The 8,993-nt window shown below is 35.5% G+C and carries 6 protein-coding genes and 1 pseudogene; 4 read left to right on the plus strand and 3 right to left on the minus strand.

What is annotated here, in order from left to right; genetic code table 11:
- Nucleotides 1-107: 107 nt before the first annotated feature.
- Together FA045_RS17015 and FA045_RS17020 are read right to left on the minus strand one after the other, a co-directional pair.
- Complete coding sequence (locus FA045_RS17015; RefSeq protein WP_136878286.1) at nucleotides 108-2,753, minus strand: hypothetical protein; 2,646 nt, start codon at nucleotides 2,751-2,753, stop codon at nucleotides 108-110.
- On the minus strand, nucleotides 2,750-3,619 hold the full coding sequence (locus FA045_RS17020; RefSeq protein ID WP_136878287.1) for a GLPGLI family protein: 870 nt from the start codon (nucleotides 3,617-3,619) through the stop codon (nucleotides 2,750-2,752). Before FA045_RS17020 ends, FA045_RS17015 begins: the two co-directional genes overlap by 4 nt.
- Before the next feature lie 449 nt (nucleotides 3,620-4,068).
- Between FA045_RS17020 and FA045_RS17025 the strand changes: the two genes are divergently transcribed.
- The 4 genes and pseudogenes from FA045_RS17025 to FA045_RS17040 form a co-directional block, all read left to right on the plus strand.
- Complete coding sequence (locus FA045_RS17025) at nucleotides 4,069-5,463, plus strand: vitamin K epoxide reductase family protein (protein ID WP_169305083.1); 1,395 nt, start codon at nucleotides 4,069-4,071, stop codon at nucleotides 5,461-5,463.
- 558 nt (nucleotides 5,464-6,021) lie between these two features.
- Complete coding sequence (locus FA045_RS17030) at nucleotides 6,022-6,426, plus strand: mobilization protein (protein ID WP_136878289.1); 405 nt, start codon at nucleotides 6,022-6,024, stop codon at nucleotides 6,424-6,426.
- Complete coding sequence (locus FA045_RS17035; protein WP_136878290.1) at nucleotides 6,411-7,601, plus strand: relaxase/mobilization nuclease domain-containing protein; 1,191 nt, start codon at nucleotides 6,411-6,413, stop codon at nucleotides 7,599-7,601. Before FA045_RS17030 ends, FA045_RS17035 begins: the two co-directional genes overlap by 16 nt.
- A 2-nt stretch (nucleotides 7,602-7,603) precedes the next feature.
- Nucleotides 7,604-8,707: pseudogene (locus FA045_RS17040) on the plus strand (YWFCY domain-containing protein); the annotation flags it as partial.
- A gap of 104 nt (nucleotides 8,708-8,811) precedes the next feature.
- Here FA045_RS17040 and FA045_RS19240 read toward each other — a convergent pair.
- A partial coding sequence (locus FA045_RS19240) for a hypothetical protein (protein WP_449415939.1) occupies nucleotides 8,812-8,993 on the minus strand: 182 nt, incomplete at its 5' end.

The following is an 8,993-nucleotide window of genomic DNA, read 5'->3' on the forward strand; positions in this document are numbered from 1 at the left end:
GACTAGTTAAAATGAGGATGAAATAGTCAATAATCTATAAGTAAAGAAGAGAGTAACGCTTTCTAAAGCTAAAAAAGGATTAAAACTTATTTCTAGAATAAGAATGCTTAAAAGTTAAATAGGAAACTTAGCAAAAATATTCTACCAGGAATAGTATAAGTATTGAAAGTGGTGGTATTTTGTAACTGATTTGAATAAACAAATGTTTTGGTATTCAATATGTTATTAGCCCGTAACTCAATTTCAAATTTCTTCTTATTAAACTGATATCTATTCGAAAGATCAACAAAAGTATAAAATTGCTCTTCTACATTAGACTGTTTAATATTCCCTCTTTCAGACGATAATTTAAAAAAAAGGTTTTTTAGGGGAATGTAATTTACAGCAAACTTATGACTAATCTGTCTGTTAAATAAATCTTTTGATATGTCTACGTTGCTAAACTTACCATTATAATTAAAAGATATTTTATCATTTATTTTAGTCTCGACTCCTAAACCTAAACCTGCAACATTTGTTTTAATGGGGAGAAAGACTCCGTTTTGCAAAATATTCTGTGAAAATGAAGAGAAGAACGGACTTGCAGTTAATGTTGAAGATAGTGGAAACAAATACTTACTAAAATAAGTATAAATAGATATGTTTCGATTATTATTTTCAACTGGTAACATTTCTTGACTTAGGAAGTTTGTATCTGTTGTATTTGAGCTAATTATATTTGATCTTGACAATAATAATTGTAAGTCAACGCTCATGAAGAATAACTTTTCTACTTTGGACATTTTATAGTTCAAATTGGTCATGTGGGCAGTACGTTGATTTTGGATCCCCGAATTTGAAATTAAAGTTCTATAATCGGTTAAAACTTGCCCGCTGAACAAATCGCTCACTTCTCCAAAATCATTGGATAACCTATAAGTCAACTCTACACTTTTCTGAACATCTAATTTATATCTCAAACTAACTTTCGGGGTAGAGAATACTTGAGAATTTGTTGTTTCAACGTTATTGGTTCTTTGCGAGAATTTGGTTGTTTGAAAAAAGATCGGAAGTTCCAAGTCTACTATAAGCTTTTTGCCCGCAATTTGTAAACGGGGTTCGAGGTACGCCTTAGTTTGTCTCCAATAAACGTCATTTAAACCATTAGGAAAATTTACTCTAATAGATGAACCATATGGCAGGAAAGAAAGAGTAGAGTTATAATTTTGTTGTTGAAAATTCAGTCCTGTTTTAAAGTCTATCATTACACCTTTTATGGGGTATTTGAAAGTTATGTTGTTATTGAAATTCAGGGTTGGTATTGAGACACTTTGTTCTACATTGGAATATGGCATACCGTTATTGAAAATGCTTGCGCTAGGAGCGGGCGTTATTGATAAGATCTCAGGAGCCTTATAAATACTTATTTGGGAGTAAGAGTTTAAAATTAATCCAGAATTCAAGATAGTCATATGATTAATTTCATTAGATAAACTTGCTGGCAAATTTGATAGATTTTGATCTGTGACCCGATTATTGGCAGCGAGGGTAGACCTGCCAATATTTCTGTTAAAGTCAGATTTCAATGTATTATTCAAATATATATTTTTTTTATTAATATTTAAATTTGCTTGTAAATGTACTAAATCTAATCTGGCCTTTGTAACCTGGGTTTCGTTATAAGAAATCAGGGATTGTGGTAATTGAACAATGGTCTCAGATTCATTTTTTCTAGATTGAGTGTCATTTAGATAAGATACGTTGAACTTGAACTGAATGTCCTCGCCCCATTTTATTAAATTATTGATATTCAATAATGTGACCTTATTGAACAAAAAACGCTCAGAAGGAAGGTTTGGATCGCCAGTGCTTCCAATGGATAATTGATCGACAGGATCTCCAAACATTGTAGGTCTTTCATCATTTGTTTTATGGGAGATTATGTCAGAGGATACATCATTTCCAATGTTGTTGGCTTTTATAGAATTTATTGCTTTAAACTTGTTTTTAAACATCATTAGGTTCAAATCTCCATCGTATTTTTCAGGAGTTCCTAGCGCCGCCTTTGCTTGTCCAAGTAGTTGTACCTTTGAATTATCTTTAAGTTTAAGATTTAAAACTAATTTATCGCTTAGTTCCTTGCCTTGGAGCATCTTAATTGCTTGGTGATTTTGTAATATTTGAATCTTTTCAACTGCAGAAGCTGGTATTGATCTGGTTGCTATATTGTAGCGGTCATCTAAAAGATCGTCACCTTCAATGTAGAAACTAGATATTTGTTTTCCGTTAAAACTTATCTTCCCATTTGCATCAACTTTAATTCCGGGCATCCTTTTTAATACATCGCCTATAACCATATCTTGTTCAGTACTAAATTTTGAAACCAGGTAATCGACAGTATCACCATTCAATGAAATGCCAGATTTCACCTTTGTAATCGAAACCTCTTGTAAATGGTATGCATCTTCTGTTAATTTGAAGTTATAGAAATTTTCGAAACCAGACATTTTTCTTAGAATAGGCTTATACCCTATACAACTTATTCTAAACATTAGGTTTGTTGTATCAGTATTTGCAGGCAATGTTAAGTTGAACCTCCCATTTTCGTCAGTAACGGCATAAGAAATGATTGTTCCACTGCTTCTGATCAAATTTACACTAGCGGAAAAAATATTTTTTGATAGACTATCGGTCACTTTTCCCTCAATCTTTTGGGCTAAACTAATCGTCTGGCTAGTTAATAAAATAAAGGCAATGAATGCAATTTGCCTCATTTAATTGAAGGTAATTCTAAAGGGTTGTTTATAACATTACTAAAGGAAGCCTTAGGTTTTTTAATACTAATTGAGCTAATTTTGCTTCTATCGACATTAGCAAATGGTCCAGTATTTTTACCTGGTCCTACCATCTTAGAGAAAGCTGCAGGATCTGTTCTTTCAAGCTTCTCTAATTTCGCAAACTCTTCTGGGGTAATTTTAATAACATCGTCAGGTAACGTAAGTAAGATATTTTTGCTTCTCACATCACTAAATGATTGAAGTTTAAAACTTACTTCATTTTTAGTATCGTATACCGAAATTATTAGTCCAGGGAGCCCATTGAACTTCCACGGGCCAGTTTGGAAAGGCATGTCTGCGCAGAACCAAGCATTATAGTCTCTGCCACCAAAGACTGTTGTTGCAAGTTGACATTTTAATCCCTTAATAGTTAAGGTATCCCCTTTTATCTGCCAATTCATTTTTGGTAGGCTTTGTTCAATTAAAAAGGGGTTTCCTCCTAAGAGTTGCTTTACAAATAACTTTTTCTCAGCAAGAAACTGAAAGTATTCGCTTGTCGTAACTTGCCTACTTCCAGAAATATTAAAGCTCACTTTATTTGGATCAACAGCGTTTTTCAGCTGTTCTTGAATCTGATTGTCGATCATTGCTTTATCTTTAACTGCATCAGCACTACTGTAAAAACTTGAAGTCTTACTTATGAATAGATTTAATTCTTCTTCATATGGTTTATCCCTTTGTGTAGTGTCTCTTAAATGAATAAAGTTATAAATAGCATGCCCGACAGCGAGCTCTGATTTTTGAGCTAAGCAGATATTGTAATTCAATACTGTTAGAGAAATTAATATAATGATTTTTTTCATATTAGTTAGCTTAGTAGTGGTTGATGTTTAGTGACAAAATAATTTTTATCTAAAATATAAAATAAGATGTCTTATAACAAATTTTTGGCAGCATTTCATAAGCACCTCTTCCTGGTTGGAGATCTTTTTAAATATCTCGGATTTAATTTTAGTTTGATCGGAGACATTAGATAATGATCATTTGCGCTATCTTACGATAAATTTTTAGACAGACGTCTGCAATTTAGGTATACATACTTGTAATGTTCCATAATACCAATTAGATTGTTATTGATATAAGGTCTGATTATATTAATGATTTTTATTAAGTAGATAAATAAAAATAGCTCTTGTCGAATATCTTTTTTTGGAAATACAAATTAAAAAAAATACATTTACTTAGGGTTTTTTGTTGGAAAGCGGGTGTAAAAAAATTATAATTTAACTGATGAATTTAATTAATGCTTTATATGTTTGCTTTAAGTGGTCTTGAAAACATAGAATTCGTTTTAATCAATTTTCTTAGATCCTACAGTGTCAAGGCTAACGAAAAAGAAGTAATTAATGAGCTCCAAATGCATCCTGAGTACGGAAGCTTTCTTTCAATTAGCGATGTACTTAACAGTTTTCAAATTAGAAATTATGCTTTAAATATAAAAGCTCAAGAGCTCGAGAATCTACAATTTCCTTTCATAGCACAAACTAGCGAGAATAATGGTGAATTTGTTATAGTGCATGATATTGAAGGCAAACATATAAAATTATCAAATGAAAGATGGAACAAACGTAAAATTGATCTAAGTGTCTTTCTAAGAACCTTTACCGGTTATGTACTGTTCAGCGACATGGCTCCTGTCACAAAAAATGTGTTGCGCTTCGAAAAAATAAAAATGAGTTTTATGCTGCTCTTCGCTGCAATTTTGGCATTTAGTTTAATTTATTTAAGCGGGTTAACTGATATATCAAAATGGGAGGTGCTTGGTCTTTTATTTTTTAAAACTATTGGACTCTGCGCATCCATATTATTGTTAGTTCATAGCATTAATAGAAATAATTCCCTAATAAAATTAATCTGTGAAAGTGGTAAAAAAACAAATTGCAATGCAATTCTTTCATCGAAAGCAGCTAACATATTTAGTTGGTTAAGTTGGAGTGAGGTTGGATTTTTTTATTTCTTCGGTAGTATTCTTCTTTTTCTTTTCAATTTGGAATCTGCTTCAATGTTTCAAGTGCTTTTTTTGATTAATTTGATATCTCTACCTTATACATTTTATTCAATTTACTACCAAGCTTTAGTGGTGAGAAATTGGTGTATTTTATGCTGTACAGTCATGGGCGCACTTTGGGGAGAGTTTTTTACATTAACAAATATCATATCTGGCCCATTAGCTATTCCAGATAATGATATTATAATAGCGTTGATTGTGGCTATGGTCATACCTGCCTTTATATGGTTTTCGACCAGAGATTACTTTTATAGACTATCCCAATTTAAAGCTGTTAAAGTTCAACTTAGAGAGTTTAAATATAACAAGGAAATTTTCGATATGTTGTTGGTGAAAAACGCAAAATTTGTTTCTCCTGACAAGGAATGGTCAATTGTTATCGGCAATGTCATTTCGCCGACACATATCATTACTATGGTAAGCAATTTGTACTGCGACCCTTGCGCAAAAACTCATTCGATTATAAAAGAAGTTTTAAGCGCTAGAAAAGATGTCGAGTTTAGGATTATCTTTAATACTATGGTTTCAGAAGGAGACCCAAGGTTTAAGGCAACTCAGCATATGCTTAGACTGAATCAACTTGAAGATAAAAATATTGTACACCAAGCGTTAGTCCAATATAAAAAAATACGTTGTTAACAAGAAACTTCTAACAACAATATTCAATTATCTTTAATTCACTAGAATTTTTTATCATTACAATTATAGAATATTGTTATGGAAAAATATTTTGGTTTCCACTTTAATCTTTTTCATATCTCCATATTATTTTACTATATTAATATTGCACCTATTTCAAATGGAATTTTTTTATTGGTAGAATGTTTTAGAAACTAGACTCTTGTAATTGTAAATGTGCTGGCTAATGCTTTTTTACATTTAATCAGTTTATGGAATCAAGGCTTTACTTCATGTCAAATCATTACAAGAAAATTATCAAATTGATTAATTTGTAACATTATAATTTAAGGTTATAACCTATATCATACACCTATCAAGAAAATGTAATTTTTCATTTTTGTTATCAAATAATACAAACATCCGGCAATATATTTTAGCCAATCAAAAATGTTAGGAGTATGAAATCTAGCAAACCCATGTTTGCAGCAAGATGTACCAATGCATGCGCATTGGAAATCTTGCCGTCCTTGTGGCCGGAGAATTACTCGGAACTCGTAATTCTAAAAGTAATGAGAAATGTCAAAGAAAAAGACCAGCGAAGATGAACTTTTAAAGCATAACCTAATCATTCGGGTAAACGACGGGCTTCATCAAAAGCTGAATAAACTATTAGTTGAAAGCGACTGCCAGAGCCTGGCCGAGGTGGCTAGGAAAATCCTGACCAGCCAAAAGATCAACTGCTTTTACAGAGATGCTAGCATGAACGGACCGATGGAAGAAATGGCGCTGATCCGAAAAGAGCTGAAGTCGATTGGGGTAAATATTAATCAACAGACCCGCTACTTTAATGCCTGTAAAACCGATGCCGAAAAGAAGTTTCATAGTGACCAAACTATCCTGCTTTTTACCAAAGTTGAGGGCAAAGTAGAACGGCTTTTTGAACTCATTTCCAAACTGGCGGAACGATGGTTGCAAAAATAAAATTTGGGAAAAGCATGCGGGGGATTTTGATCTATAACGAAAACAAGGTAGAGAAGGGCGAAGCGAAAATTATTTTGGCGAGCGGGTTTGCTGTGGACATAGACAGAATAAACCTTGATCAAAAAATCCAGCGCTTTAAAAACCTCACCGATCTAAATCCTACCGTCAAAACCAATGCGCTGCACATTAGCCTAAACTTTGATGCCGCCGACAAATTGGACTTACAGAAGGTACAACAGATTGCCCAGAGCTACATGGAGCAGATCGGTTTTGGCGAGCAACCCTACATCGCCTACAGGCATCTGGATGCAGCCCATCCACATATCCATATTGCAACCACTCTGATGCAAAAAGACGGCAAACGTAAGTACACTCACAATATGGGTCGGCTTGTTTCCGAGCCAGCTAGAAAGGCGATCGAAACGGAGTTTGGCCTCATCAAGGCTGAGGGCAGAAAACAAGGCAATCCGCTCACGATCAAGCCTGCTATATATGGCCAGAAGCCAACCAAACAGACCATCAATTCCATTGTGCTATCGGTCAGACAGGGATACGCTTTTACGTCACTTGCTGAATTCAATGCCATACTCGGGCAGTTCAATATCAGGGCAGATCGTGGACGGGAAGCGACGACCATGTTCGAAAAGAAGGGATTGCTGTATTCTATACTTGATGAAAAACTAAACCCGATTGGCGTACCGATCAAGGCAAGCAGCTTTCATGACCAGCCGACACTTAAAAATCTGGAGAAGGATTTTCAGGAAGGTATGGATAAGAGGAAACCATTTAAGGAGAATTTGAAGAAACGGATCGATTGGGTGGTGCAGAAATACAATAATCTTACCAGAAGCACCTTGGTCAATGAACTGGCAAAACAGCAGATCGGTGTGGTATTCAGGCAGAACGATAAGGGAATGATCTATGGATTGACTTTCGTCGACCATAAACTTAAAACCGTTTTTAACGGCAGCGATCTTGGTAAGGATTATAGCGCAAGGGCTGTAACCGAAAAGTTTGCGGCCCAAGATCAGATCAGAACCTATCTCAAGCCTAACCAGGCAACCCACTTTTTCGGAAATCCTTTGGAGCCTCTACTTGAAAAGGCCGATTATGATGCGCCAACTGTCATCGGCAAAAAGAAGAAAAAGAAAAAAGATAACCAGCAAAACCTATAAGCATGAATACAGGTGAAGACATACAGGGGCTAAGGAAGATCATCGATTTTACAAGGCTCATCAGTTTATTTATTCTTTCGATCCACTTTTACTTGTGCTGCTATCAGGCATTTGTACATTGGGGATTTACGGCAAGCATTACGGACAGGATCATCGAGAATATTTCTAGGACAGGACTTTTTTCTGGAATGTGGTGGGCGAAGCTTGCGTGTTTATTGCTGCTAATTATTTCGCTCATCGGGGTAAAAGGCAAAAAGGATGAAAAGATTGAAATCAGAAGCATTGTTTCATTTTTATTGACGGGTCTGCTGCTTTATTTCATTGCTGCTCTTGTTTTTTATTTACCAGTAAGTCCGCCCATTATTGCCGTTTGTTATATCGGCATCACCTCAATTGGATACATGCTGATCTTGACTGGAGGTGGGCAGTTAAGTAGGCTCATCAAAGAAAAACTGAACAAGGATATTTTCAATGAGGAAAATGAAACCTTTCCACAGGAAGAACGCTTGCTCGAAAACGAATATTCGGTCAACCTACCGGCAAAGTATAGATTGGGAAAACAGATTCGAGATAGTTACATCAACGTGATCAATCCCTTTCGGGGGCTTTTGATTGCGGGAACACCAGGTGCTGGGAAAAGTTATTTTGTAATCCGTCACATCATTGACCAGCATATCAAAAAGGGGTTTTCGATGTTCCTGTATGATTTTAAGTTTGATGATTTGAGTAAGCTGGCCTACAACAAACTGTTGAAATATGCCAAGAATTATCCCATCAAGCCCAAGTTCTTTGTGATCAATTTTGATGATCTCAACCGAACCCACAGGTGTAACCCATTGCATCCAGAAAGCATGGATGATATTACCGATGCGACCGAAGCTTCTCGCACGATTATGATGGGGCTGAATAGGGATTGGATCAAAAAGCAGGGAGATTTCTTTGTGGAGTCACCAATCAATTTTTTGACGGCCTGCATCTGGTACCTGCGGAAATACGAAAATGGCAAGTTTTGCACCTTGCCCCATGTGATCGAGCTGATGCAGTCGGACTATGACCAGCTGTTTGCAGTGCTGGAAACACAGGACGAGATCAAGGTGGAGATTTCGCTGAAACTGACCACCCCATTTCGGTTTAAACTGACCACCTATTCCGCTGGAAACTGACCACCTGATTTCGGACTAAACTGACCAGTTTGGAACGGGGCCAAATGCTATTGGAGCAACCCTATTTTTGATGGATATATAATCCCTCCGAAATGGCCAATTCCACGATTAGCATGAGCAAGATAAGACAGATACTCAGAATGTACAGCCAAGGGCGGAGCAAACTTTCCATTGCCACCCATACCGGTGTTTCCCGTAATACTGTAAAAAACTATATAAACGCATTTTC

It is taken from the genome of Pedobacter cryotolerans, from assembly GCF_005116475.1.
Classification (GTDB): Bacteria; Bacteroidota; Bacteroidia; order Sphingobacteriales; family Sphingobacteriaceae; genus Pedobacter; species Pedobacter cryotolerans.